Annotated in this window: 20 protein-coding genes; 10 read left to right on the top strand and 10 right to left on the bottom strand. The window is 61.1% G+C overall.

All coding sequences use genetic code 11. The features are described 5' to 3' along the window. Genes BFP99_RS06430 through BFP99_RS06415 form a run of 4 tightly spaced genes read right to left on the bottom strand, consistent with a single transcriptional unit; the run spans position 1 to position 4,740 of the window. A complete protein-coding gene (locus tag BFP99_RS06430) occupies positions 1–993 on the bottom strand; it encodes a serine O-acetyltransferase (RefSeq protein ID WP_065924785.1) in 993 nt (330 codons plus the stop codon). A gap of 37 nt (positions 994–1,030) precedes the next feature. Continuing rightward, on the bottom strand, positions 1,031–1,945 hold the full coding sequence (locus BFP99_RS06425) for a PLP-dependent cysteine synthase family protein (RefSeq protein ID WP_065946895.1): 915 nt from the start codon (positions 1,943–1,945) through the stop codon (positions 1,031–1,033). Positions 1,946–1,960: 15 nt separating this feature from the next. Then, positions 1,961–3,823 (bottom strand): molybdopterin-synthase adenylyltransferase MoeB, encoded by a 1,863-nt coding sequence (gene moeB, locus BFP99_RS06420; protein ID WP_065924783.1) that lies wholly within the window; start codon positions 3,821–3,823, stop codon positions 1,961–1,963. Between the two features lie 23 nt (positions 3,824–3,846). After that, complete coding sequence (locus tag BFP99_RS06415; RefSeq protein ID WP_161985727.1) at positions 3,847–4,740, bottom strand: DMT family transporter; 894 nt, start codon at positions 4,738–4,740, stop codon at positions 3,847–3,849. Between the two features lie 160 nt (positions 4,741–4,900). Between BFP99_RS06415 and BFP99_RS06410 the strand changes: the two genes are divergently transcribed. After that, entirely contained in the window at positions 4,901–6,325 is a 1,425-nt protein-coding gene (locus tag BFP99_RS06410; protein WP_065946894.1) for an aminotransferase-like domain-containing protein, read from the top strand. Between the two features lie 202 nt (positions 6,326–6,527). Here BFP99_RS06410 and BFP99_RS06405 read toward each other — a convergent pair whose 3' ends face one another. Next, positions 6,528–7,346 carry a posphoenolpyruvate synthetase regulatory kinase/phosphorylase PpsR gene (locus tag BFP99_RS06405; RefSeq protein WP_027603681.1) on the bottom strand — a complete coding sequence of 273 codons (819 nt, stop codon included), beginning with the start codon at positions 7,344–7,346 and terminating at the stop codon, positions 6,528–6,530. A gap of 177 nt (positions 7,347–7,523) precedes the next feature. Here BFP99_RS06405 and ppsA point away from each other — a divergent pair, with 177 nt between their 5' ends. The 8 genes from ppsA to BFP99_RS06365 all read left to right on the top strand — a co-directional run bounded on the left by ppsA (position 7,524) and on the right by BFP99_RS06365 (position 15,619). Beyond that, the gene (gene ppsA / locus BFP99_RS06400) at positions 7,524–9,899 is read left to right on the top strand and encodes a phosphoenolpyruvate synthase (protein WP_065924780.1); all 2,376 of its coding nucleotides are present in this window, start codon (positions 7,524–7,526) and stop codon (positions 9,897–9,899) included. A gap of 104 nt (positions 9,900–10,003) precedes the next feature. Continuing rightward, positions 10,004–10,993, top strand: coding sequence for an alpha/beta fold hydrolase (locus tag BFP99_RS06395; protein ID WP_065924779.1), 990 nt, complete (start codon positions 10,004–10,006; stop codon positions 10,991–10,993). Between the two features lie 188 nt (positions 10,994–11,181). Then, a complete protein-coding gene (gene rraA / locus BFP99_RS06390) occupies positions 11,182–11,673 on the top strand; it encodes a ribonuclease E activity regulator RraA (RefSeq protein ID WP_027603684.1) in 492 nt (163 codons plus the stop codon). 25 nt (positions 11,674–11,698) lie between these two features. After that, on the top strand, positions 11,699–12,694 hold the full coding sequence (locus BFP99_RS06385) for a zinc transporter ZntB (protein WP_027603685.1): 996 nt from the start codon (positions 11,699–11,701) through the stop codon (positions 12,692–12,694). 86 nt (positions 12,695–12,780) lie between these two features. Then, positions 12,781–13,026, top strand: coding sequence for a hypothetical protein (locus BFP99_RS06380; RefSeq protein ID WP_015885347.1), 246 nt, complete (start codon positions 12,781–12,783; stop codon positions 13,024–13,026). Positions 13,027–13,028: 2 nt separating this feature from the next. After that, the gene (locus BFP99_RS06375) at positions 13,029–13,853 is read left to right on the top strand and encodes a mechanosensitive ion channel family protein (RefSeq protein WP_003175519.1); all 825 of its coding nucleotides are present in this window, start codon (positions 13,029–13,031) and stop codon (positions 13,851–13,853) included. Positions 13,854–13,940: 87 nt separating this feature from the next. Continuing rightward, the gene (gene sigX, locus BFP99_RS06370) at positions 13,941–14,531 is read left to right on the top strand and encodes an RNA polymerase sigma factor SigX (RefSeq protein ID WP_003175518.1); all 591 of its coding nucleotides are present in this window, start codon (positions 13,941–13,943) and stop codon (positions 14,529–14,531) included. 107 nt (positions 14,532–14,638) lie between these two features. Continuing rightward, complete coding sequence (locus BFP99_RS06365) at positions 14,639–15,619, top strand: OmpA family protein (protein ID WP_065873888.1); 981 nt, start codon at positions 14,639–14,641, stop codon at positions 15,617–15,619. A gap of 58 nt (positions 15,620–15,677) precedes the next feature. Here BFP99_RS06365 and cobA read toward each other — a convergent pair whose 3' ends face one another. The 5 genes from cobA to BFP99_RS06340 all read right to left on the bottom strand — a co-directional run bounded on the left by cobA (position 15,678) and on the right by BFP99_RS06340 (position 21,372). Continuing rightward, positions 15,678–16,421, bottom strand: coding sequence for a uroporphyrinogen-III C-methyltransferase (gene cobA, locus BFP99_RS06360; RefSeq protein WP_065946893.1), 744 nt, complete (start codon positions 16,419–16,421; stop codon positions 15,678–15,680). Positions 16,422–16,447: 26 nt separating this feature from the next. After that, positions 16,448–18,118, bottom strand: coding sequence for a bifunctional protein-serine/threonine kinase/phosphatase (locus tag BFP99_RS06355; RefSeq protein ID WP_065946892.1), 1,671 nt, complete (start codon positions 18,116–18,118; stop codon positions 16,448–16,450). Beyond that, positions 18,118–19,329, bottom strand: a complete 1,212-nt coding sequence (locus tag BFP99_RS06350; protein WP_027603689.1) for a nitrate/nitrite transporter — start codon at positions 19,327–19,329, stop codon at positions 18,118–18,120. The genes BFP99_RS06355 and BFP99_RS06350 overlap by 1 nt, the downstream gene beginning before the upstream one ends. A 227-nt stretch (positions 19,330–19,556) precedes the next feature. Further along, complete coding sequence (locus BFP99_RS06345; protein ID WP_027603690.1) at positions 19,557–20,132, bottom strand: ANTAR domain-containing response regulator; 576 nt, start codon at positions 20,130–20,132, stop codon at positions 19,557–19,559. 13 nt (positions 20,133–20,145) lie between these two features. Beyond that, positions 20,146–21,372: a CmpA/NrtA family ABC transporter substrate-binding protein gene (locus BFP99_RS06340; protein ID WP_065924774.1), complete on the bottom strand. Its 1,227-nt coding sequence runs from the start codon at positions 21,370–21,372 to the stop codon at positions 20,146–20,148. A 306-nt stretch (positions 21,373–21,678) separates the two neighbouring features. Between BFP99_RS06340 and sctC the strand changes: the two genes are divergently transcribed. Beyond that, positions 21,679–23,073, top strand: coding sequence for a type III secretion system outer membrane ring subunit SctC (gene sctC, locus BFP99_RS06335; RefSeq protein ID WP_083221142.1), 1,395 nt, complete (start codon positions 21,679–21,681; stop codon positions 23,071–23,073). Positions 23,074–23,081 lie beyond the last annotated feature (8 nt).

Raw genomic sequence — 23,081 nt, 5'->3', positions numbered from 1 at the left:
TCAACCTCCGACGATCAGTGGGCTGGCTTGCAGCAGGTGGCGCACCATCGCGCTCAAGCCAGGGGGGGAGAGCAGGGTGATTTCGAATTCCGGCCCGCAGACTTTCAGGTTCAGCGGCAGGCGCGGCAGGTGGTTGCCGGATTCGAGGCGGTGCAGCCTGAATTGCAGGTGGTGACGTTCCTTCACCGTTGGCTCCAGCATCAGGCCTGGCAACGGATGAAAGTCGGCGTCCAGCACCGTGACCTTGTGGCTGGCATTGACCTCGCCGACCACGTGCAGGCGCTCATCCAGGGCGAAGGCCCCGAGGTAGTTGCTGTGGTCCGATTCATCGTTTTTTTGCAGTTGGATCTGGTTCACCACCTTCACCTTGGTGCCGGCGGGTACGTCCTGGGTGATCACACAGGAGGGGCTGATAAACACGTTGTCGCCGATCAGCACATAGCCCAGCACCCGGGCCCCGGAGCCGACCTCGACGTTGTTGCCCAGGCGCGGATGGCGCTTGCCATCGGGATTGTTGGCGATGCCGCGGGCACCCAGGGTCACGCCGCAGAGGATGTAGCAATCGTTGCCGATCTCGCAGGTCTCGCCGATTACCGTGCCGTAGCCGTGGTCGAGCACGAAGCGCCGGCCGATACGCGCCGCCGGGTGGATTTCGGCCCCGGACAGGACCTTGCCCTGGTTGCTCAGCTTGAGGGCGATGCGTGAAAACACGCCGTTGGTCTGGTCGGGGAAATTCCACACCAGGTGCGCAAGCCGGTAATAGAGCACGGCCTTGAACGAGGCGTAGGACTCCAGGATCAGTTCGCCGCGCCCACGGGATGCCGGGTCGCGATAGGCGTAGGCGATCAAGTCCTCGGCCACCGCCTGGGCGGCATTCTGGATCAGTGGCGCGAGGTGCGGCTCCAGCTGTTTCATCTGCATGGGGGTGAGGGTCTTGATGAGCTGGGTGAGCAACTCATCGTGCAACTGTTGCATGTCGATAAAGCCGCCCATGGAGGCACCCCCGCATTCTGGCTGGTTGGAAGACCCGTTATTCGAAACTGGGCAGGTAGCTGTCGGCATTGTCGTAGACCATGGTCAACACCACCGTTTCGGGCGGCAATTCGGGGGCGAGCCTGGCGATGGCCACCATGTTGGCGGCGGAGGACAGGCCCAGGCTGATGGCATCGGTGCGCATGATGCGTTTGATCATGTCGATGCAGTCCTGGCGCGAGACCTTGAGCATGCCGTCGATCACATCCAGGTTGAGGATGCTCGGGATCAGGCCGATCGACAGGCCCTGGATATGATGCGGCGCGTGCTGGTTCTTCAGCAGGTCGCATTCTTCGGGCTCCACGCCCATCACGCGCAGGGCTGGCCAGGCGGCCTTGAGGGTTTCGCCGATACCGGTGATATGGCCGCCGGTGCCGATGCCGCTGACAAAATAATCCACGCGGCGATCACCGAAGGCGCGGAGGATTTCCGGCGCTGTGGTGTCACGGTGGGTTTGCGGGTTGGCGCCGTTGCGTTGCTGGTTGAGCATCACGTAGCTGGGGTTTTCCAGCTGCAACTCCATGCATTTTTCACCGTGGGAATTGTTGCCGAGGCGGCTGTCGGAGAGCACCACCTTGGCGCCGTACAGGCGCAGCAGCTTCTGTTTTTCGGGGCTGTAGTTGTCCGGGATCACCAGCAGCACCTTGTAGCCCAGCACGTTGCCGGCCATCACCAGGCCGATACCGGTATTGCCACCGCTGGGTTCGATGATGGTTTGCCCGGAGTCACGGATCAGCACGCCGCGCCGCTCGGCGTCGAGGATCATGCCCAGGGCGATGCGCGCCTTGTGGCTGCCCCCCGGGTTGAGGGATTCGAGCTTGGCGTAGACCTCGATGCCGAGGTCTTCGGAAAACTGCGCCAGGCGGACGATCGGCGTATGGCCGATGGCGTCGAGGATAGAGTTATGCAACATCGGTCAGCCCCCAGGTCAGTACAACGGCATGTCGGGTTCGACGTCGCGAACCCAGTGTTTCATGCCGCCTTGCAGGACTTTGGTGTTGGCGAAACCCGCCGCCAACAGGGTGCTGGCCGCTTGCTCGGCGCGGGTGCCGGCGTAGCAGATCAGGTAATGGGTGTTGTCGCGGCTGAGGCGCCCGAGCTGGCCATCCAGCTCGGCCAGGGGGATATGCACCACCCCCGGTAATTTGCACACCTCCAGTTCGCTGGCGTCGCGCACATCCAGCAGGACGTCGGCGCTGCTGGGGTGTTCGAGTACCTGCTTGAGTACGCGCGGCTTGATGTAGCGCTCTTCTGCCAGGGACGGTTGGCTGGGCACGGCGTCCGCACAGACGGCTGGCGCCAGGGTTTCGCTGGGGCGCAGGTCGGAGCAGCACGGGCAGTCGGCACGGCGCTTGAAACGGATTTCGCTGAACTTCATCGCCAGTGCATCGAAGCGCATCAGGCGGCCGGACAGGGGCTCGCCAATGCCGATCAACAGTTTGATCGCCTCGGTGGCCTGGATCATCCCGACCACCCCGGGAAGCACGCCGATCACCCCTCCGGCGCTGCAATTGGGTGCCAGTTCCGCGGGCGGTGCGCTGGGGAACAGGCAGCGGTAGCACGGCCCGCCTTGGTAGTTGAGCACGCTGATCTGCCCGTCGAAGCGGTAGATGGCGCCGTACACCAGGGGTTTGCCCAGTTGCACGCAGGCGTCGTTGACCAGGTAGCGGGTGTCGAAATTGTCGGTGCCGTCGATGACCAGGTCATAGGCGCCCACCAGTTCCAGGGCGTTGTCGGCGTTCAGGGCGGTGTCGTGGGCGTTGATCTGGATATGGCGGTTGAGGTCCTGCAAGCGCTGCTTGGCCGAGTCGACCTTGGGCATGCCCAGGGTGCTGTTGCCGTGGACGATCTGGCGTTGCAGGTTGCTGCTTTCCACCACGTCGAAATCCACCAGCCCCAGGGTACCGACGCCGGCCGCTGCCAGGTACAGGCTGATGGGCGAGCCCAGGCCGCCGGTGCCGATAATCAGGACCTTGGCTTTCTTGAGGTTCAACTGGCCTTCGCGGCCGACGCCGGGCAGGGTGATATGGCGCACATAACGTTGCACTTCCTCGTTGCTGAGGCTGTCGACGTCCATACCGCCGGAGGTGGCGAGCAGCACTTCGATGCGGGCTTTTTCCGGCAGCCGGTCATCGGCGCCAATCAGCTCTTCCTCGGCGGTGAACAGGAAGTGTTCCTTGAGCTGGTTGTTCTTTTCGTGAAACAGATGGGCGCGCAACTGCGGGTGGCTGCTGCAGAGGTTTTCAATGACTTCGCGCAATGTCGATCCGGCGCCCTCGAGGGTCGATTCCGGCAGCTTGGCCACGCGAACCAGAATGTCGGGGAAAGAGACAGCGTTCATGGACAACTCCGTGTGCAGGTCGTTGAAGGGGTTAAGGGTGAAATGCTCGCCATCCCAGGCAAACAGTTTTGAACCCAGGGCCTGGCCCTGGCGAACGTCGACCACCAGGTAACTGACGGGGTAGATCGGCTCGCCCATGAACAGGGCCTTGTCCTGGTCTTCATCGCTGAAATAGGCGCCGACATCCGGGTGGGAGTGGTAGATCACCACCACCGGGTTGTCGCTGCGAAACGCCTTGTTCATCAGCAGGGTGTCGGCCACCGAGAAGGTGTAGCCATTGGCCGCGCTGCGCGGGTACATCTCGGGGTTTTTGCGGTGCAGTTCGTTCTGGATGTTGCTGCCCAGGTACACGCTGCCGTCGGCGAAGACAAAGCCGCAGCATTCCTCGGGGTAGCTGCGGCTGGCGTGGGCGTAGATCTGTTCCAGGGCTTTTGGGCGGAGGACGTCCATGTTTCTCTCGCGTTGATGGCGGGTCAATTTTTCTTGGCCAGGAGTTTTTCAATGGGCAACTTGGTGATCGCAAAGCCGGCCAGCAGGATGGCCGAATACAGCATCAGGTCGCGGGAAATCGCCACGCCTTCGTACCAGGCGCCGATGATCACCGCGAACACCGGGAAGATGATGAACACGAACGACAGGATGATCGGGCTCAAGCGCTTGAGCAGCATGAAATACACGATGAACCCACCCACCGAGGCCACCAGCCCCAGGTAGAACAGCGCGCTCCAGGAGCGCAGGGTGATGGCTTCGAAGGTCGGCGTCTCAAACCACAACCCGGCCACGAACAGCATCAGCCCGGCAATGCCGATGGGCAGCGTGTTGTAGGTGATCACGCTGATGGCGCTGCCTTTTTGCTTGGTGATGACGTAGCACAAGGCGTGCATGATCGCGGCCGCCAGGATCGCCAGTACCCCCAGGAACTCGGCGTGGTCCAGGTGCAGGCCCTGGCTCCTGATGATCATGTAGAGGCTGCCGAAGCCGATACCGATGCCGACCACCTGGGAAAAGTAGATGCGCTCGCGCAGGAACAACGCGGAGAAAATCAGGATGAATACCGGCATGCAACTGAACAGCAGGGCGGTAAGACCGGATGACACATGCATCTCGCCGTAGTTGAGCAGGTAGTAGGGCACGCTGAAGTAGGACAGGGTCACGAATACGAAAAACCAGCGACTCTCGCGGGGAAACAGGATGGGCTCGCGGCGCACCTTGGCAAAACACAGGAACAGCGGGAAGGCGATCAGGAAGCGCAGACCGGCGGACGTCAGCGGCGGCACACTCTCCACGGCGATCTTGATCCCCAGCCACGTGGTGCCCCAGCTCAGGCACACGATCAGGAACATCACGCTGGTCACCAGCCCGGCCAGCCACTGCTTTTGCGTTTTGGTTTTGGCGTTGTTTTCGAGAACGGCGGACATTGGCATCGTTTATTGCTTCCCTGAGCCTGAATTGAACTCTATATTGAACTTGTAATGAGTTATGAAATTCGGCGATTGAACCCGTAAAAGCACACTATTAGGGCGAAAGATGGCTGTCAAAACAAATATTGACATGGTGTCAATTATGCGTGAGGGGTTGTCCAACGGGCAGGGCGTGAAGTACAAGCGCCTGTCCGATGTCATGGAACGGGGCATCCTCGAAGGCTTGATTGAGCCGGGACGAAAACTGCCGCCTCATCGGGTGCTTTCCGACAATCTGGGGGTGACCATCGGCACCATCAGCCGGGCCTACGGTGAGCTGGAGCGTCTGGGTTTGGTGGTAGCGCGAGTGGGTGACGGCACTTTCGTCCGCAAGCGTGGGATGGAGCGCCAGCGTGATGAAGGCTTTCGTAACTTCAGCGAGGAGCCGCGCCAGTACTTCGACATGAGCCGCAACATGCATATCCCGGGTCAGGAAACCACCTTCCTGGCACAGAGCTTCCAAACCCTGTCGACCAACGCCAAGTTCCTCCAGGACATCAGCGCCTACACCCCGGATGCCGGCCTGCCGCGTTATCGCGACGCGGGCGCGCAGTGGCTGGTGCAGCGTGATTTTCATCCGATCCCCGAGCAGGTGATCTGCGTCAACGGCGGCCAGCATGGACTGCTGTGCGCGATGATGGCCCTGCTGCGCGCCGGCGATACGGTGGTCACCGAACAATTGACTTATCCGGGGCTGATCACCGCCGCACGCATGCTGGGTATCCGCCTGATCGGCCTGGAGATGGACGAAGAAGGCGTGCTGCCGAGCGTGCTGGATGAAGTCTGTCGTAATCACCGGGTTTCAGCGCTGTATTGCACGCCGACCATCCAGAACCCGACCACGGCGGTGTTATCCGTGGCGCGCCGCGAAGCCTTGGTGAAGGTGTGCCGGGAACATAATCTGCTGATTCTTGAGGACGAAGCCCACGGCGTATTGGTTGAAGACCGTCCACCGCCCCTCAGCCATTTCGCCCCCGAACGTACGATTTTGATCAGCAGCCTGAGCAAGGCCGTGTCTGCCGGGCTGCGTGTGGGCTATGTGCATGCGCCCCCGGCGCTGGTCAGCCGTATCTCGGCGGCCTTGCGCTCCACCTGCTGGATGGCCACGCCGGTGACCCTGGAACTGGCGACGCAGTGGATCGAAAACGGCACGGCGGAATACCTGCTGCGCCAACAGATCAACGAGATCAGCCGCCGCAAGACCCTGGTGCAGGACTTGTTGGCCGGCCTGGCGTACCGCACCCACCTGAACAGCCCGCACTTCTGGATCGAAGTGCCGGAGCCCTGGCGCGCGTCGGAAATCGAGGCGGAGCTCAAGCAGAATAATTACCTGATCGCCACCGCCGAGGCGTTTGCCGTAGGGCAGACGGCGGTGCCGCAGTTCATTCGGGCGAGTATCTGCAATACCTCGGGCGATGATCAGTTGTTGCGGGCGGGGTTTGATGCATTGGCGACGGCGTTGGGGCAAGGGGGAGGGCGGTTTCACCTATAGCGAGTGGACGTCGATGCTGTGAGCAGGCTCGTTGTGGTGAGCGGGCTTGTCGAATCGTCGCACCGCCCGCGCTGGGCTGCGAAGCAGCCCCAATCAAGATAAATGCGGTGTGTCAGCCAGTTCTCGGTGACTGGTTTAGGGCTGCTGCGCAGCCCAGCGCGGGGCAAGCCCGCTCGCCACAGTAAAACAGTGTCTCAAGGCATTATTTGAAGCGCCGCTCCACACCTTTTTCCACCAGAATCTTCGCCGAAATCTCTTCCACCGAAAAATGCGTGGAATTGATGTGCGCAATATTCTCGCGACGGAACAGATTTTCTACTTCGCGCACTTCGAACTCGCACTGGGCATAACTGGAGTAGCGGCTGTTGGGCTTGCGCTCGTTGCGGATGGCGGTGAGACGGTCCGGGTCGATGGTCAGGCCGAACAGCTTGTGCGAATGGGCGCGCAGCGCGGCGGGCAGCGTCAGGTGCTCCATGTCGTCTTCGGTCAGCGGGTAGTTGGCCGCACGGATGCCGAACTGCATGGCCATGTACAGGCAGGTGGGCGTTTTGCCGCAGCGCGACACGCCGACCAGGATCAGGTCGGCCTTATCGTAGTAGTGGGTGCGGGCGCCGTCGTCGTTGTCGAGGGCGAAGTTCACCGCCTCGATACGCTCCATATAATTGGAGTTATGCCCAATGGAATGGGACTTTCCGACCGAATAGGAGGAGTGTTCGCTCAATTCCTGCTCCAGCGGCGCCAGGAACGTCGAGAAAATGTCGATCATGAAACCATTCGACGTTGCGAGAATCTCACGGATGTCTTGATTGACGATGGTGTCGAAAATGATCGGCCGAAAGCCGTCTTTTTCAGCCGCCAGATTGATTTGTTGTACCATGGCCCGCGCTTTATCCACGCTGTCGATATAGGGCCGCGTGAATTTGGCGAAGGTATTGTTTTCGAACTGCGCGAGCAGGCTCTGACCCAGGGTTTCGGCGGTAATGCCGGTGCCGTCGGAGATAAAGAAAGCAGATCGTTTCATTTGAGCCCTGGGCCTTAAGCTGATGACGAATCTTGGATATGATAGGCGCGATTTTGCCGTCCCATAGTGGGCCGCATTCTCACTTATTTTCCAGGTCCAGGCCACAAACGCAGGTAATCGCTCCTACGAGCAGCCGGCGTCCTGAGCTTTTCCAACACAGTTAGTGGAGAGATCACCTTGGTAGAGTACGTAGTTTCCCTCGATAAGCTCGGCGTCCATGATGTAGAGCACGTAGGGGGCAAGAACGCATCCCTCGGCGAGATGATCAGTAATCTTGCAGGCGCAGGTGTGTCGGTGCCGGGTGGTTTCGCCACCACGGCCCAGGCCTACCGCGATTTCCTCGAACTGAGCGGCCTCAACGCTCAGATCCACGCCGCGCTGGATGCCCTGGACGTCGATGACGTCAACGCCCTGGCCAAAACCGGCGCCCAGATCCGCCAATGGATCATGGAAGCCGAGTTCCCCGAGAAGCTCAACGAAGAAATCCGCACCGCCTTCGCCACCCTGTCGGCCGGCAACCCGGACATGGCCGTCGCCGTGCGCTCCTCGGCCACCGCCGAAGACCTGCCTGACGCCTCCTTCGCCGGCCAGCAAGAGACTTTCCTTAACATCCGCGGCGTGGAAAACGTGATCCGCGCCGCCAAGGAAGTGTTTGCCTCGCTGTTCAACGACCGCGCCATTTCCTACCGTGTGCACCAGGGTTTCGACCACAAGCTGGTGGCCCTGTCTGCCGGTGTGCAGCGCATGGTGCGTTCGGAAACCGGCACCGCCGGCGTGATGTTCACCCTCGACACCGAGTCGGGCTTCCGTGACGTGGTGTTTATCACCGGCGCCTACGGCCTGGGCGAAACCGTTGTACAAGGCGCGGTCAACCCCGACGAATTCTACGTGCACAAGCACACCCTTGAAGCCGGCCGTCCGGCCATCCTGCGCCGCAACCTGGGCAGCAAGGCCATCAAGATGATCTACGGCGACGAGGCCAAGGCCGGTCGTTCGGTGAAAACCGTGGACGTCGACAAGGCCGAGCGCGCGCGCTTCTGCCTGAGCGACGCGGAAGTCAGCGAGTTGGCCAAGCAAGCGATGATCATCGAAAAGCACTACAAGTGCCCGATGGACATCGAATGGGCCAAGGACGGTGACGACGGCAAGCTGTACATCGTGCAGGCCCGCCCGGAAACCGTGAAGAGCCGTACCTCGGCCAACGTCATGGAACGCTACCTGCTGAAAGAAACCGGCACCGTGCTGGTGGAAGGCCGTGCCATCGGCCAGCGCATCGGCGCCGGCAAGGTGCGGATCATCAAGGATGTGTCCGAGATGGACAAAGTCCAGCCTGGCGACGTACTGGTTTCCGACATGACCGACCCGGACTGGGAACCGGTGATGAAGCGTGCCAGCGCTATCGTGACCAACCGTGGCGGGCGTACCTGCCATGCGGCGATCATCGCCCGTGAGCTGGGGATTCCTGCGGTGGTCGGTTGCGGCAACGCCACCCAACTGCTCAAGGACGGCCAGGGCGTGACCGTGTCCTGTGCCGAAGGCGACACCGGCTTCATCTTTGAAGGCGAGCTGGGCTTCGACATCAAGCAAAACTCCATCGACGCCATGCCCGACCTGCCGTTCAAGATCATGATGAACGTCGGCAACCCGGACCGTGCCTTCGACTTCGCGCAGTTGCCGAATGCCGGTGTGGGCCTGGCCCGCCTGGAGTTCATCATCAACCGCATGATCGGCGTGCACCCCAAGGCCCTGTTGAACTACGACGGCCTGCCGCTGGACATCAAGGAAAGCGTGGACAAGCGCATCGCCGGCTACGACGACCCGGTGGGCTTCTACGTCGAGAAGCTGGTGGAAGGCATCAGCACCCTGGCGGCGGCGTTCTACCCGAAAAAGGTCATCGTGCGCCTGTCGGACTTCAAGTCCAACGAATACGCCAACCTGATCGGCGGCAAGCTCTACGAGCCCGAAGAAGAAAACCCGATGCTGGGCTTCCGTGGCGCCTCGCGCTACATCAGCGAAGCGTTCCGTGACTGCTTCGAGCTTGAATGCCGCGCCCTCAAGCGTGTGCGCAACGAGATGGGCCTGACCAACGTCGAGATCATGGTGCCGTTCGTGCGCACCCTGGGCGAAGCGAGCCAGGTCGTCGACCTGCTGGCCGAAAATGGCCTGTCCCGCGGCGAAAACGGCCTGCGCGTGATCATGATGTGCGAACTGCCGTCCAACGCCATCCTCGCCGAAGAGTTCCTGGAGTTCTTCGACGGTTTCTCCATCGGTTCCAACGACCTGACCCAGCTCACCCTGGGCCTGGACCGCGATTCCGGGATCATCGCCCACCTGTTCGACGAGCGTAACCCTGCGGTCAAGAAGCTGCTGGCCAATGCCATCCAGGCGTGCAACAAGGCCGGCAAGTACATCGGTATCTGCGGCCAGGGCCCTTCCGATCACCCGGACCTGGCCAAATGGCTGATGGAGCAGGGTATCGAAAGCGTCTCGCTGAACCCTGACTCCGTGCTGGAAACCTGGTTCTTCCTGGCGGAAGGCCAAGCGTCCGCCTGAGGTCGCCATGTCAAAAGTGCCGGTCCCCCGTCAGGGTGACCGGCATTCTTATCTGTACAGGGCGGAATCCTTGCGGACGTCGCCCTTTTTTGTGCAAGAGCATTATGCAAAGCAGCAGCAACCTGTTTCCTGTCGCCCTGATCAGCGCTGAGCGTCGTGGCGACCTGAGTGAAGACGTGTATCGCCTCAAGCCCGGTAACAGCCCCGACGGTACCGTCGAGCTGGCGGTGACCCGTTTGGGCCTGGCCGATGTCCCGGAAAACCGGGGCATCCCGGTTATTTTGTTGCACGGCAGTTTTTCCAACCGGCGTTTCTGGTATTCGCCCAAGGGGATCGGCCTGGGCGCCTACCTGGCCCGCCAGGGGTTCGATGTGTGGATCCCGGAAATGCGCGGTCATGGGCTGTCCCGGCGCAACCAGGACTACGCCAGCAACCGCGTCGCCGACTACGCGCGTTACGATCTGCCGGCCATTGGTGCCTTTGTGCGTGAGCAAAGTGCGCAGATTCCCCATTGGATGGGGCATTCTCTCGGCGCTACAACCCTGGCGGCGGCCCTGGGTGGGCAGTACCTTGGCGCGCCGGCAGTGGCCTCGGTGGCACTGTTTGGCTGTCAGGTCAGTCGCAGCCACTGGCCATTGAAACTTCCTCCAGTGGAGTGGACCGGCCGTCTGCTGTTGAAGCGCTTCGGCGCAGTGTCCGGCTCGCGGCTCAAGCGGGGCCCGGAGGACGAACCGGCCGGCGTGCTGATCGAAGCCATGCGCTGGAATGGCCTGTTCGGTCGCTTTGGCGAGGGTAAGCGCGATTGGTGGAAAGGCCTGGCGGACGTCGATGTGCCGCTGCTGGCCGTCAGCGCGGCGGGCGACCGGCAGGATCCGGACTGGGCGTGCCGTAAGCTGTTCGAGCAGATCGGCTCCGAGCACCGTCAGTACCTGTGCCTGGGGCGCCAGCAAGGGTTTAGCGGTGATTTCGGACATGTGGAAATGCTCGTCAGCAAGGCCGCCCAGGCCGAGGTCTGGCCGCTGGTTGAGCAATGGTTGAACGACCCGCTGACACCTTTATTGGCTGCCAAGCCCGAGGCATTGGTCGTAGTTTGACCCAGGGCTCTGCCAAGGGCGTTTCGCTCGTGTGTGGTTGCGGCTAATATATGACGCGTTAAACGCTTCTGGTCATATTCAGTCGCGCAGTGGTTATTGCGTTGCGATGTAGCGAATGGGATGTTGCGCACCGGCTCCGGCTGGTGCTTCTTTCGAAAGACACTTCTTTGGCGGAAAGGAATTTTTCAATGAACCATTACGTGACCCCCGACCTGTGCGACGCCTACCCGGACCTGGTGCAGGTAGTCGAGCCGATGTTCAGCAACTTCGGCGGCCGAGATTCCTTCGGCGGCGAGATTGTCACCATCAAATGTTTCGAAGATAACTCCCTCGTCAAGGAGCAGGCCGACCAGCCGGGCGCCGGCAAGGTGCTGGTGGTCGACGGTGGTGGTTCCCTGCGCCGCGCGCTGCTGGGCGACATGATCGCCGAGAAAGCCGCGAAGAACGGTTGGGAAGGGTTGGTGATCTATGGCTGCATCCGTGACGTCGATGTGATCGCCCAGACCGACCTTGGGGTACAGGCGCTGGCCAGTCATCCGATGAAAACCGATAAGCGCGGCATCGGCGACCTGAACGTCGTGGTGACATTTGCGGGTGTGACGTTCCGCCCGGGTGAGTACATCTACGCCGACAATAATGGCGTGATCGTCTCGCCAAGCCCGCTGCAGATGCCTGAATAAACCGCAATAACCGACAGGGGTGAGGATGTTCGAGGAAGAAAACGCGCAGTGGGGGCTGGTGCATGCCCTGGTGCTGGACGGTAAAGGCGGTGCGCGTTCGATTGCCCGGACTGAGCTCGACGACTTGCAACTGCAGCCCCAGGAAAGCCTGTGGCTGCACTGGGATCGCAGCCATCCCCAGACCCAGACCTGGCTGCGCAAATCCAGTGGCTTGAGCGAATTCGCCTGTGACCTGCTGCTGGAGGAGAACACCCGCCCACGCCTGTTGCCGCTGCCGGATGCCGAGTTGCTGCTGTTCCTGCGCGGGGTCAACCTCAACCCGGGGGCCGAGCCGGAAGACATGGTCTCGGTACGTATCTTCGCTGCCGCCAGCCGCGTGATCTCCCTGCGTCTGCGCCCGTTGCGCGCCACCGATGAACTGCTGGTGCAGTTGGCGGATGGCAAGGGGCCGAAAACCGCTTCGGAGCTCATCCTTTATATGGCGCAGTACCTGACCAACAAGGTCCAGGATCTGGTCACGGATTTGTCGGAAATCGTCGATGCGGAGGAAGAAAAACTCGATACCGACGAACGGTATACACCTGAACATGGCAGTGTTTTGCAGATCCGTCGCCGAGCGGCCGGGCTCAAGCGTTTCCTGTCGCCGCAGCGGGATATTTTTGCCCAGCTCACGCGGATAAAATTGCCGTGGTTCTGTGACGACGATGCCGACTACTGGAACGAATTGAACAACAGCCTGACCCGCTACCTGGAAGAGCTCGAATTGACCCGGGAGCGCGTGGGGCTTGTGCTTGAGGCCGAAGACCGGCGCTTGAGCGTGCGCATGAACCGCACCATGTACCGCTTCGGGATCATCACGGGAATTTTCCTGCCGATGAGTTTCCTGACCGGTTTGCTGGGTATAAATGTGGGGGGGATACCGTTCTCCGCCAGCCCCTACGGATTCGTGATTGCATGCCTGTTGATGGTCTCGGTGGCACTCGGACAATGGTGGCTGTTTCGACGATTGCGCTGGGTTTGAGCTGAATATGACCTGAACGTAGGAAGGGGCCTATGTGACCCCAGGAATTTTACCCTCGTCTTTTAAAACACTTGCGAGAGGTCTTTATGCACGATCCGTTCGAACAGTCTTTGCGTGACATGCTCAATGCCTCGCCGTCCAACCGTGACGACGATGCCTGCCTGGGCCGCGTATTGAAAACCGCTAACCGCCAGGTGGGCGCGGGTGACCTGTTCGGTCTGCTCGGCCGCTGGATGCCGGCGTTGATGATGGCCCTGAACAACGGTTCGGCCCACGTGTCGCCGGTTTCCCGTCGTAAACCTCTTGCTCGCACTGCTGATAAGGCTGATTGAATATGGAACTTGATCTCTGGACCCAGAGCCTGGTCACCGCGATGACCGCATTGTGGACCAAGGTGGCGAATTTCATCCCCAACCTGTTTGGTGCCCTGGTCCTGGTGTTGCTGGGCTTTGTCGTGGCCAAGCTGCTCGACACCCTGCTGTCCAAATTGCTCGCGAAACTGGGTCTTGACCGCCTGATGGCCGGCACTGGCCTGACCAAGCTGCTGGGCCGCGCCGGGTTGCAGGTGCCGATCTCCACGTTGATCGGCAAGATCGTCTATTGGTTTGTTTTGCTGATTTTTCTGGTTTCTGCGGCGCAATCCCTTGGACTTGAGCGAGTTTCAGCTACGCTCGACATGCTGGCGCTGTATTTGCCGAAGGTTTTCGGCGGCGCGCTGGTGCTTCTCGTAGGCGTTTTGCTTGCTCAACTGGCCAATGGGCTGGTGCGCGGCGCCGCTGAAGGTGTGGGGTTGGATTATGCCGCTGGCCTGGGGCGTATCGCCCAGGGGTTGGTGATCATCATCAGTATTTCGGTCGCGATCAGCCAGTTGGAGGTCAAGACTGACCTGCTCAACCACGTGATCGTCATCGTTTTGATTACCGTTGGTCTGGCCGTTGCGCTGGCCATGGGCTTGGGAAGCCGGGAAATTGCCGGCCAGATTCTCGCGGGAATCTATGTGCGTGAGTTGTATCAGGTTGGGCAACAGGTGCGTGTGGGCGAGGTCGAAGGGCAAATCGAGGAGATCGGCACAGTCAAGACGACGGTGCTGACCGATGACGGCGACCTGGTGTCGCTGTCCAATCGGATTCTCCTCGAGCAGCAGGTCAGTAGCCGCTAACCCGGTAAACCCTGCTAATGTACGCCGCCGCAAGCCCGGCTGACCGGGCTGTAGCGGACATTGACCTGACTGTCGGCACGACTTGTTTTGAATAAAGCCCAAACGCTGTCCACGCGCTATGACCCCCGTGAGCTCTCTGATGAGGAGTTGGTCGCGCGCGCACACACGGAGCTGTTTCACGTAACTCGCGCGTATGAAGAATTGATGCGCAGATATCAACGCACTCTGTTCAACGTTTGTTCAAGGTATTTAGGGAACGATAGAGATGCGGATGATGTCTGTCAGGAAGTGATGCTCAAGGTGCTGTACGGCCTGAAGAACTTCGAGGGCAAATCGAAGTTCAAGACGTGGCTGTACAGCATCACCTACAACGAGTGCATCACGCAGTATCGGAAGGAACGGCGAAAGCGTCGCTTGATGGACGCCTTGAGTCTGGACCCCCTTGAGGAGGCGTCTGAAGAAAAGGCGCCGGCACCCGAGGAGAAGGGCGGACTTGATCGCTGGCTGGTGTATGTGAACCCGATTGACCGGGAAATTCTGGTGCTACGATTTGTCGCAGAGCTGGAGTTCCAGGAAATCGCTGACATCATGCACATGGGTTTGAGTGCTACAAAAATGCGTTACAAGCGTGCTCTAGATAAATTACGTGAGAAATTTGCGGGCGAGACTGAAACTTAGTGCGTGGCAAATATCTCTTACGTGTAGGCAAGTTCTGTTAGACTTGTCGCCGAGTTGTCCCCCGGTTTGTGGGACTGCTTTACAATCACCAGATGGGGATTTAACGGATGAAACTGAAAAACACCTTGGGCTTGGCCATTGGTTCTCTTATTGCCGCTACTTCTTTCGGCGTTCTGGCACAAGGCCAAGGCGCAGTTGAAGGCGAGCTGTTCTACAAGAAGCAGTACAACGATAGCGTCAAGCACATCGAAGACGGCTTCAATCCTGGCGCTCGCATCGGTTACTTCCTGACCGACGACCTGTCCTTGAACCTGTCCTACGACAAGACCAACCACACCCGTTCGAACGACGGTACTGGTAACCAGAAGATCAAAGGCGATACCGGCAGCCTGGTTGCCCAGTATCACTTCGGTCAAGCTGGCGTAGACAGCCTGCGTCCATACGTAGAAGGCGGCTTCGGTCACCAGAGCCGTACCAACGTCCAGGCTGACGGCCACAGCGGTCGCGACCAAACTACCTTCGCTACCGTTGGTACTGGTGTGAAGTACTACTTCACCAACAACCTGTACGCTCGTGCCGGTGTTGAAGCTGACTACGGTCTGGACAACGGCAAGTGGGACTACTCCGCACTGGTTGGCCTGGGCGTGAACTTCGGCGGTAACGCTGGCGCAGCTGCTCCAGCTCCTACCCCAGCACCAGCTCCAGAGCCAACTCCAGAGCCAGAAGCTCCAGTTGCCCAGGTTGTTCGTGTTGAGCTGGACGTTAAGTTCGACTTCGACAAGGCCGTTGTTAAGCCTAACAGCTACGGCGACGTGAAAAACCTGGCCGACTTCATGGCTCAGTACCCAGCTACCAACGTAGAAGTTGCTGGTCACACTGACTCCGTAGGTCCAGACGCCTACAACCAGAAGCTGTCCCAGCGTCGTGCTGACGCTGTTAAGCAAGTCCTGGTTAAAGACGGCGTGGCTCCTAGCCGTGTAACTGCTGTAGGTTATGGCGAATCCCGCCCAGTTGCTGACAACGCAACTGAAGCTGGTCGTGCTGTTAACCGTCGCGTAGAAGCGTCGGTTGAAGCTACCGCTCAGTAATTACTGAGATGTAGAAGAAACCCGGCCTCGGCCGGGTTTTTTTTGCTTGGAATTTGCCTCAGGCGCTGACTGCGGCAGCGACATAAGCCGTCTGCTCGGCGGCCGCAACATGGCCGATCACCAGAATCGCCGGGCTCTTCAAGGCAAATGCCTGTGCGTCTTCGTGCATCCGCGACAGCTCACTGCGGCATTCGCGCTGTTGGAGCAATGAGGCGTTTTCGATCATTGCCACCGGCATATCTGTCGCCATCCCGCCTTCGAGCAATTGCTGGCGAATCTCCTCCAGCTTGGCCACTCCCATATACACCACCAATGTCGTCCCGCCCTCGGCCAATGCGCGCCAATTAAGGCTGCTGTCGTCCTGGGTATGGGCCGTGACCAGGGTCACACCGCGGCTGACGCCACGCAACGTCAGTGGAATCGCGCAATTCGTTGCCCCCGCCAGCCCGGCGGTGATCCCGTTGACCAACTCTACCTCGACGCCGCGTTCGCGCAGCCACACGGCTTCTTCGCCACCGCGGCCGAAAATGCACGGGTCACCCCCTTTCAGCCGCACTACGCACTTGCCTTGGCGGGCGTAACGCAGCATCAGGCGGTGGATAAAGTCCTGCGGGGTCGAGCGGCAGCCGCCGCGTTTGCCGACCGTGATCACCCGTGCCTCCGCGCAGTGCTCCAGCACTGCGGGGTTGACCAGGTCATCGATCAGTACCACATCGGCTTCGTGCAGGGCCCGTACAGCCTTGAGGGTCAACAGCTCCGGATCGCCAGGGCCCGCGCCCACCAGCCAGACTTTTGCGTTCATGGGTTTTTCCTCGTCTAGAGCTGACGTCAGTTGTGAAAGAGTGAATACAGAAGAATCAGGTTGATCAGCATCGAGACCAGGCCCAAGGTGCGCCAGACCTTCAATGGTTCGCGCTCCAGCAGGGGCCTGGGGCGGATGCTCAGCTCCTGGCGGTCGGCCTGTTCCAGCACCAGCAGCCATTCCTCGGCGGTTTCATAGCGATGCGCCGGCTGTGCAGCCACGGCGCGCTCCAGGCTCAGGGGGAGCCAATCGGGGAGATCCGGGCGATAGCGGCTGGCGCTGACAGCCTGGGCAAATCGAGGCCGTTGGAAGGCTTCGATTTCCCCGTAGGGGTAATGCCCGGTCAACAGGTAATACAAGGTGACGCCTACGCTGTACAAATCCTGCTGGGCTGTCGGACGGTCGCCATTGAACGCTTCGGGCGCGATAAAGCTCGGGGTGCCGGGCAGTACGTGGGCCCGGTCCTCGGAAAGACCGGGGCAGTAGGCCAGACCGAAATCCAGCACGCGCAATTCACCGTCATCCCCCAGCAGCAGGTTTTCCGGCTTGATGTCGCGGTGAAGGATCTGCCGTCGGTGCAGCATGCCGACTGCGCGCAGCAAACGCTCGGCGACGGACTGCCATTGCGCCAGGGGCAATGGGCCCTGGTACTGGAACAGCTCGGCCAGGGTTTGCCCCGGATATTCCCGCATGACGTAGTACAAATGCTGGCGCCCGCTGGCGGCGTGCACCTCAGGAAAGGCACGCCCGGCTACCCGTCGCAAAAACCACTCTTCCGACAGTAATGCCTGGCCGGCGTCGCTGTCGTCGTCGCGGCTCAGTGGCAAGGTTTTCAGCAGCCAGGGTTGCTGTTGGGCATCGCGCACCCGGTACAGCAACGACTGCCTGCTTTGCGCCAGCACGCTGTCCACCTGCCAGCCTTCAAAGCGTTGCCCGGATTTCAGTAGCGGTGGCAAGGGCCATTGCTGCAATTGCACCAGGGCGTCGCCGAGGGTGGCGGCGCCAAGCGTGTCGATGCGCACCAGCAAGGCGCTGGCATTGTCCTGGCTGCCCGCCAGGTGTGCGGCATTGACCAGCGTGGTGACCGCCAGGTCCAGGTCGGTTTGTTCGCGCAGGATCGCGCTGATGCTGTGATCGCCCAGGGTGGCCCAGACGCCGTCGCTGAGCAGCAGGAAGCACTCACCTTCGCGCAATTGACCGTCGAGAAAATCCAGCACCAGGTGCTGATCCAGGCCGAGGGCACGCTTGAGTACGTGCTGCATGCCCGGTTGTTCCCACACATGGTCTTCGCTGATGCGCTGCAACTCACCGTCCAGCCAGCGATACGCCCTGCAATCACCGACATGGGCCAGGGTGAAACGCTGGCCGCGAAAGACCAGGGCACTGAGGGTGGTCAGCAACGGCTGGCCGCCGCCGTTGGCCTGCAACCAGCGGTTTTGCGCCAGCAGCAAGCGCTCCAATGCCTGTGCCACACCCCAGGTTTGCGGCGTGGCGTAGTAATCCAGGGCCAGGGCCTGCAAAGTCGAGCGTGCGGCCAGTCCGCCGTCGGCGCACTGGCTCACACCGTCGGCCATGGCGCACAGGTAACCTTTGCTCGCCGCCAGTTCCGCTGCGGGGGTGACGACCCGCAGCGCATCCTGGTTTTCCGCCCGTGGGCCGATGGCGCTGGCGTGGGCGACGCTCAGTTGCAGGCTCATCAGACGCGCGCAGCGGTCACTGCGGCCGAACCCCAGGTGGTTCTCCAGCGACGCTTGACGCCATGCAGGCCGAACCAGGCCAGTACGCCCAGGCTGGCGAACAGCCACAAGGCCAGTTGATAGCTGCCGGTGCTCTGCTTGATCGCGCCCATGCCCGCGGCCAGGGCGAAACCGCCGATGCCGCCGGCCATGCCGATCAAGCCGGTCATCACACCAATCTCACGCCGGAAACGCTGTGGCACCAACTGGAACACCGCGCCATTGCCCGCACCCAGGCCGAGCATGGTGCAGACGAAGAGCGCCAGTGCCGCATAGGAGCTGGGCAGGTTGAAACCCACCGCCGCAATGCAGATCGCCGCGACGCTGTACATGCCGAGCAGGGTGCGGATTCCGCCGAAACGGTCGGCCAGCGCGCCGCCCAGTGGGCGCATCAGGCTGCCACCGAACACGCAGGCGGCGGTGTAGTAGCCGGCAGTCATGGGGCTCAGGCCGTATTGGTCGTTGAAATAGCCGGGCAGGGCGCTGGCCAGACCGATAAAACCGCCGAAGGTCACGCTGTAGAAGAACATGAACCACCAGCTGTCGCGGTCGCCCAGGGCCTTGAAGTAATCGGCCATGGACTTGGCTTTCGGCCGCTCGGGTGCATTGCGTGCCAGCCAGGCGAAGACGATCAGCGTCAGGATCAGTGGAATCAGCGCAAAGCCGAACACATTGCTCCAGCCAAACGCCGCCGCCAGCACCGGGGCCAGCAACGCCGCGAACACCGTGCCCGAGTTACCGGCACCGGCGATGCCCATGGCCTTGCCCTGGTGTTCGGCCGGGTACCATTGGGACGCCAGCGGCAGCGCCACCGCAAAGGATGCGCCGGCCATGCCGAGGAACAGTCCCAGCAACAAGGCTTGTTCGTAGCTGTGAATCCCCAGTTTCCAGGCGCTGAACAAGGCGACGATCACAATCACCTGGCCAATCAGCCCGGCGGTCTTGGGCGACAGCTTGTCCGCCAGCATGCCCATCAGGAAGCGCAGCACCGCGCCGGCCAGGATCGGCGTCGCCACCATCAGGCCGCGTTGTTGGGTGGTCAGGTGCAGGTCGGCGGCAATCTGCACCGCCAGGGGGCCCAACAAATACCAGACCATGAAGCTCAGGTCGAAATACAGGAACGCGGCAAACAGGGTCGGGGTGTGCCCGGATTTCCAGAAGCTTGATTTCATCACGCACCTCAACGGTTGGGAGTCTTGTAAGAAGGCCTGGTGATGGAGCCGCCGGCTGAGGCCGCCCCACCGGCCCCGTGCTACCGGGGCCAAAACAAAAAAACGCCGCCACCGGGTTCGCAAGGGCAAACCGGGTGTGCGACGTCTTTGTCGTGAAGGGGCAACCGCCGTTGGTTACCTGTGGTGATTACTTAGCAAGTCCTGCGCCAACCTGTTGTTTCGGGTGTTCAGCCGAGCAGTTCACTCATGGCGATGATCTGCTCCGCCACCTGGATCAGTTTTTGCTGGCGGCTCATGGCCTGGCGGCGCATCAGGGTGTAGGCCTCTTCCTCATTGCAGGCCTTCATTTTCATCAGCATGCCCTTGGCCAACTCGATGCGCTTGCGCTCGGCCAACTGTTGGTCACGGGCCTGGAGCTGGGCGCGCAAGGCCTGGTCGCTCTCGAAGCGAGCCATGGCCACGTCGAGGATCGGTTGCAGGCGCTGCGCCTGAATGCCTTCGACGATGTAGGCGCTGACCCCGGACTTGATGGCCTGGCGCATCACGTCGGGGTCGTGCTCGTCGGTAAACATTACGATGGGCCGGGGCTGGTCGCGGCTGACCAGTACCACTTGCTCCATCACATCGCGGCCCGGTGACTCGGTATCGATCAGGATGACGTCCGGGCGCACCGTTTCGACGCGCGCAGGCAGGTCGATGGTCAGGCCGGATTCATCGATCACTTCAAAGCCAGCCTCGATCAGCGCTGTCCTCAGGCGGCCGACTTTGCGTGGCGTGTCGTTGATCAACAGGATTCGCAGCATGGACATCCTCCTGTCAGCGCAAGGCTTGGCGGCTGGTAGGGTCCGCCATGGCATGCAGGCGGAAGCTGCGCGCGTAGCCGGCGGGATCCGAGCCGTCCCAGATCTTGCCGTCGATCAGTTGACTGCTGCGCATGTCCTGGCCGTTGTCGCCGAGGCCCAGTGCCTCGGCGGCCTGACGATACAGCGCCAGCTGTTGTACTTGGCGCGCAACGCCGAGGTAATCAGGGTCTTCGCGCAACAGGCCCCAGCGTCGAAACTGGGTCATGAACCACATGCCATCGGAGAGGTAGGGCAGGTTGACCTCGCCATCGGCAAAAAAACGCAGGGCGTGGGGGTCCTGCCATTGGTTGCCCAGGCCGTCGTCATAGGCGCCCAGCAAACGCGGCTCGATGCAGTCGAGCGGGGCATCGAGGTACTCGCGGCCACTGAGCAATTGTGCGGTGGAGCGGCGGTTTTCGGTGTTTTGCTCGATAAAGCGGCTGGCCTCGAGGATCGCCATCACCAACACGCGGGCGGTGTTGGGGTACTGGTCGACAAACGCCTGGGTGCAGCCGAGCACCTTTTCCGGATGGTTCGGCCAGATCGCCTGGGTGGTCGCCAGGGTAAAGCCCTGGTGTTGCTTGACTGCACTGGCGCACCAGGGCTCGCCGACGCAAAAGCCATCGATACGCCCGGCCTGCAGGTGCGCGAGCATTTGCGGGGGCGGTACCACGACGCTGTCCACATCCTGTAGCGGATGAATGCCTTGGCTCGCCAGCCAGTAGTACAACCACATGGCGTGAGTGCCTGTGGGAAAGGTCTGGGCGAAAGTCAGTTTTGTTCGGCTTTGGTGCACGTGGCGGTCCAGCGCCTCAGGAGTGACCACGCCCTGCTGTTGCAGGCTGCGGGACAGGTTGATGCTTTGGCCGTTCTGGTTCAGCCCCATCAAGACTGCCATGTCGGTAGGTGCGACGCCGCCGATGCCCAGGTGCACGGCATAGACCAGCCCGTACAGGCTGTGGGCGGCGTCCAGTTCGCCGCTGACCAGTTTGTCCCGCAGGTTGGCCCATGAAGATTGGCGCTTGAGGTTGAGGGTCAAGCCATAAGGCTGGGCGAAACCTTGGGTCGCTGCCACCACCAGGGATGCGCAATCGCTCAAGGCCATGAAGCCCAGGTCAAGGCTGCTCTTTTCCGGCGCATCACTGCCGTTGACCCAGGCCAGCGGGTCGTTCGTCGGGCTGTTGCCAACCGAATCGTTCATCAACACCTACCTTTTCTTTCACAAAAAAGCGTCGTTCCCTCAGATGGCGATGCAAGGCCATTGCGGGTAACGACGCCTTTGTCCGTAAGCCCGCTCCGCCGTTGGTGCGCGCCTTGATACGGAGTCCGTAGCAAGGCACATGCCACGGGCCGATGGGCGCCGCCAGCCGTCAACTTTTCATCAAGATTGAAACTCGGCTGCCTCTCAGTATGGCCGCTTCTTACTGCCAGGCCGCCCAGGAAATCCCAGGTGTACGCTCACTTTTCCGTAACAACTCCCTGTCTCTGGCTGCTGCTTGCCGCGCTGATGCTGGGAAGTGCCGGTGCCCGGGGCGAAACCTACCAGGCGCAGGACGAGAGCCTGCATACCGTCTTTACCGCCTTGTCCGTGCCCATGGGCCTGCCCATCGTCGTGAGCGGTGAAGTGGCGCGCATACGCATCAGCGAGGTCATTGACCTCGCTATGCCGCTGCACGCCCTGGAGACGCTTGCGTTGCAGTACGGCTTGATCTGGTACAGCGATGGCCAGGCGCTCTACCTCTACAACGCCAGCGAGGCAAAACGTTCGGCAGTGGTGCTGCGGCATATATCTGTCGAGCGGTTTCGTGGCCTCATGCGCCGTTCGGGTCTTGATGAGACGCGCTACCCCCTGCGCGTGAGCGGGGCACGCACATTCGATGTATCCGGGCCACCTCATTATGTCGACCACGTTTTGCGCCTGGCCCAATTGATGGATCGCGAGCGTGCTGAATTACAAGTAGGTAACCAGGCGTTTGCTGTCGTTCAGGTACTCAACACCCACGTGGCAGACCGCGGCTATGCCATGGGTGACGAAAAGGTCACGGTGCCGGGAATCGCGTCGACGATCGAAACCCTGTTGGGTTCTGAACAGAAGGGACCGCTGGCCGACAAGAACCTGGTGGTGATCGCATACCCGGATACCAATAGCCTGCTGATCAAGGGTAAACCTGCGCAGTTGGGGTTCATCGAGCGCCTGGTGGCGGAGTTGGACGCGCCCAAGCGGTCTATCGAAGTCTCGCTATGGATGGTGGACGTGGACCGTGACGAACTGAAAAAGCTGGGCTTTGACTGGGACAAGGATGGGAAGGCCCAGGCCACGCGCATTCTGGAGCCGATGGACGATAACCGCGTGATGGCGCAAATCGCCACGCTGGAGCGCCGGCGGCGAGCAAGGGTGATGACGTTGCCGGTGATTCTCACCCAGGAGAATGTGCCGGCCATGTTCCAGGATAACCACACCTTCTACCTGCCTGCTCCCGGAGCCGACCATGCTGATTGGAAGCCCGTGCAATACGGCTCCCAGGTCAGCGTACTGCCGCGTTTTGCCGAAGCGAACCAGATCGAGATGCTGCTCCATGTCGAGGATGGTCGACAATTGAGCCAGGCGGGGCGGCGCGGCAAACCGACCGCGGTCGGACGGGTGAGTGCCAGCAGTGTGGTGAGGGTCGCGCAGGGCAAGCGCCTGTGGCTGGGAGCGTTCAGCCGTGAGGCGCATGAGCCGGGACGCAGCACCGCTCCAGCCGGCCCGGCCAAGGTTCGCCTGTTTGTCATTCAGGCCCGGGCCGCGGGTAGCGAGTTGAAGGCGTTGGCCACAGGCGTGGGCGCACCACCGTTGAGTGCGGCGCAATACGAGCGCGTGCAACGTGCGTTTGTACGCCCGGGTCGCGATAGCTCTCCGTGAATAAGGTG

Origin of the sequence: Pseudomonas sp. 1 R 17 (assembly GCF_900067035.1) — a bacterium.
Classification (GTDB): Bacteria; Pseudomonadota; Gammaproteobacteria; order Pseudomonadales; family Pseudomonadaceae; genus Aquipseudomonas; species Aquipseudomonas marginalis.
Note: the sequence above shows the minus strand (reverse complement) of the source record. Positions and strands in the feature narration are given on the sequence as shown.

Bases quoted from the DNA above. Each gene is read 5' to 3' on its own strand.
- rraA (WP_027603684.1), top strand. From the start codon at position 11,182: ATGAACCATTACGTGACCCCCGACCTGTGCGACGCCTACCCGGACCTG.
- BFP99_RS06430 (WP_065924785.1), bottom strand. From the start codon at position 993: ATGGGCGGCTTTATCGACATGCAACAGTTGCACGATGAGTTGCTCACC.
- BFP99_RS06375 (WP_003175519.1), top strand. From the start codon at position 13,029: ATGGAACTTGATCTCTGGACCCAGAGCCTGGTCACCGCGATGACCGCA.
- BFP99_RS06365 (WP_065873888.1), top strand. From the start codon at position 14,639: ATGAAACTGAAAAACACCTTGGGCTTGGCCATTGGTTCTCTTATTGCC.
- BFP99_RS06340 (WP_065924774.1), bottom strand. From the start codon at position 21,372: ATGAACGATTCGGTTGGCAACAGCCCGACGAACGACCCGCTGGCCTGG.
- BFP99_RS06380 (WP_015885347.1), top strand. From the start codon at position 12,781: ATGCACGATCCGTTCGAACAGTCTTTGCGTGACATGCTCAATGCCTCG.
- BFP99_RS06345 (WP_027603690.1), bottom strand. From the start codon at position 20,132: ATGCTGCGAATCCTGTTGATCAACGACACGCCACGCAAAGTCGGCCGC.
- sctC (WP_083221142.1), top strand. From the start codon at position 21,679: ATGCTGGGAAGTGCCGGTGCCCGGGGCGAAACCTACCAGGCGCAGGAC.
- BFP99_RS06385 (WP_027603685.1), top strand. From the start codon at position 11,699: ATGTTCGAGGAAGAAAACGCGCAGTGGGGGCTGGTGCATGCCCTGGTG.
- BFP99_RS06410 (WP_065946894.1), top strand. From the start codon at position 4,901: ATGGCTGTCAAAACAAATATTGACATGGTGTCAATTATGCGTGAGGGG.
- moeB (WP_065924783.1), bottom strand. From the start codon at position 3,823: ATGGACGTCCTCCGCCCAAAAGCCCTGGAACAGATCTACGCCCACGCC.
- BFP99_RS06425 (WP_065946895.1), bottom strand. From the start codon at position 1,945: ATGTTGCATAACTCTATCCTCGACGCCATCGGCCATACGCCGATCGTC.
- BFP99_RS06395 (WP_065924779.1), top strand. From the start codon at position 10,004: ATGCAAAGCAGCAGCAACCTGTTTCCTGTCGCCCTGATCAGCGCTGAG.
- BFP99_RS06405 (WP_027603681.1), bottom strand. From the start codon at position 7,346: ATGAAACGATCTGCTTTCTTTATCTCCGACGGCACCGGCATTACCGCC.
- cobA (WP_065946893.1), bottom strand. From the start codon at position 16,421: ATGAACGCAAAAGTCTGGCTGGTGGGCGCGGGCCCTGGCGATCCGGAG.
- BFP99_RS06350 (WP_027603689.1), bottom strand. From the start codon at position 19,329: ATGAAATCAAGCTTCTGGAAATCCGGGCACACCCCGACCCTGTTTGCC.
- BFP99_RS06355 (WP_065946892.1), bottom strand. From the start codon at position 18,118: ATGAGCCTGCAACTGAGCGTCGCCCACGCCAGCGCCATCGGCCCACGG.